The organism is Candidatus Arsenophonus phytopathogenicus, from assembly GCF_056113345.1.
In genome coordinates this window covers 1-2,055 of record NZ_JBUIOB010000008.1, presented here as the reverse complement: position 1 = coordinate 2,055, position 2,055 = coordinate 1, and the positions used below count along the sequence as shown (strand labels likewise).

The 2,055-nt window shown below is 33.5% G+C and carries 3 pseudogenes; 2 read left to right on the top strand and 1 reads right to left on the bottom strand.

The window, feature by feature from the left end:
* Positions 1-196: 196 nt before the first annotated feature.
* Positions 197-544 (bottom strand): annotated as a pseudogene (locus tag AC01GB_RS01405) (outer membrane protein transport protein); the annotation flags it as partial.
* Between the two features lie 361 nt (positions 545-905).
* On the opposite strand from AC01GB_RS01405, the pseudogene AC01GB_RS01400 reads away from it, so the two are divergent.
* Both AC01GB_RS01400 and AC01GB_RS01395 read left to right on the top strand, forming a co-directional pair.
* Positions 906-1,201: pseudogene (locus AC01GB_RS01400) on the top strand (YfcZ/YiiS family protein).
* 241 nt (positions 1,202-1,442) lie between these two features.
* A pseudogene (locus AC01GB_RS01395) lies at positions 1,443-1,943 on the top strand (thiolase family protein); the annotation flags it as partial.
* Positions 1,944-2,055 lie beyond the last annotated feature (112 nt).

The window sequence follows — 2,055 nt, the reverse complement described above, 5'->3', positions numbered from 1 at the left end:
AAGTTGTTAACTATTAGCTGTTGGTTGAGAACAAGTGGTTTTTTTGAAAGACTGCGGTTTTATTCTTTGCGTTATGGCAAAGATAGCACGTGAGGGGTAGAAAAATAATTTGTACATAAATGTGTATATAAAAATAATTTAAGATGAATTTATTATATTTAAGTTATTGATTAATATGTTTTATATAACATAATATTTCATTTACTGGAAAAATAAAATGGGCATTAGGTATCCAGGCATGAGGCGCGATGTTGTTTTAACTGGTACTATTACCAGTGACAGGTGATTTTCCTTTTATATCAACGTCAGGATTAATATAAATTGCACCAAGAGAGAGCACTGGATTATTGAATAACATCAGCGCTGCTGGATTGCGACTACCAACACTAGCATTATCGCCAATCGCACCTTCTCCTGAAAAAGCACGACCCAATGCAGAAGTGGAATATTCGTTTAGTTGAAAGCCAGCAGCATTGGCATTTGTCGAAATAAAACTTACAGCCATTGCCAAGATTGTATGTTTGAACAGGTTTTTCTGGTTCATAACCAAAACCCCTTAAATTATATTTATGATAAGAACGACATTGATAGTCGTAATAGAAAGGCCCGAATTGTATTGCTCCATGCCAATATGGCAAATCAGACCAGTTGACTGAGTATAGAATTGAATACCGGTTTTATTACAAGCATGTTTACTGTGTATATGTTATTTGTTTGTAAAAATGTGATTTATTTAACATAAAATTGGTGCATTAATTATGCGAAGTGATAGGGATAGAGTAACAATAGGGATATTAGATCAAATAACTACTTGATATTTTATAGATTATCAGATAGTAGCTGGTATTTTTCTGTTAATTAGCGTTATGATTATATTTTGTTAATGTTTATTGTTGGAAAAAAGTATGTCGGATGCTAAGAATCGTTGTCATGCAGAAGAAACTGTTGCTTGCTGTTGTGTTGATGTGGGTACAGTGATAGATAATCAAAATTGTACAGCTTCTTTTGAAAAAAATTTTTAAATCAACAAGAAGCTGAAAAAATGTTAACACAGCTAATAGAAAAAGCACGGTCAGTTGGATCGGAGCGTTGTGTGATTGAACATCAGATTCAGCCTATTACTGAGGGTGTTAAATTACTAGCGAGTTTTACCTTTTGTTGTGAAGCTGAAACGCTAATTTTTCAATTAAATTTGCGTTAATTGAATTTAACAATGCCTACAGAGATTTTGTAGGCATTGGGTCGTTGAGTTGTTCTCAATATTTTGACTTGTGTGACAAATAAATATTCATATCTTGTGTGTCGCCTCTCAGTTTTTAATTTTTATTATTTTTCTTTCACTACATTTGAATAACAATTGATTATCAGATCAGACCTCTGTGAAGTATTGGGAATGATTAACTATAGTTTCATTTTTTATAAAAAGGGAAGCGAGATCTGCTATGAACTACAACGTTAAGAATACTGATCGTATCGCAATTGTTACTGGGTTACGCCTTCTTTTTGCTAAACAGGCAACGGCTTATCATAATATACCTGGTGTCGATCTAGGCAAAATGGTAGTACGTGAATTAGTTATTCGCAGTGGTATTGATTCTCAACTCATTGATCAAGTGGTTTTTGGTTAAGTAGTTCAGATGCCTGAAGCGCCGAATATTGCTAGAGAAATTGTTTTAGGCACTGGACTACCTGTTTCAATAGATGCTTATAGTATTTCTAGAGCATGTGCTACTAGTTTTCAGGCTATTACCAATATCGTAGAAAGTATGAAGGCGGGCACTATTAAGGTCGGTATTGCTGGTGTAGCGGATTCATCATCAGTTTTACCTATTGGTGTAACTAAAAAAAAAATGGCAAGCACTCTAATTGACCTCAATAGAGCAAAATCAATTGTCCAACGTTTGCGGCTCTTAAGCACATTAAGTTTTCGTGACTTTTTGCCAGCTTTTTTCCAGCATAGCAGGATTGAATAAAAAAAATAAATATATCATATAGTTATGATGCGATTATCACTATAATTCACTATAAATTTTTAAATTTCAATGCAACTATCAT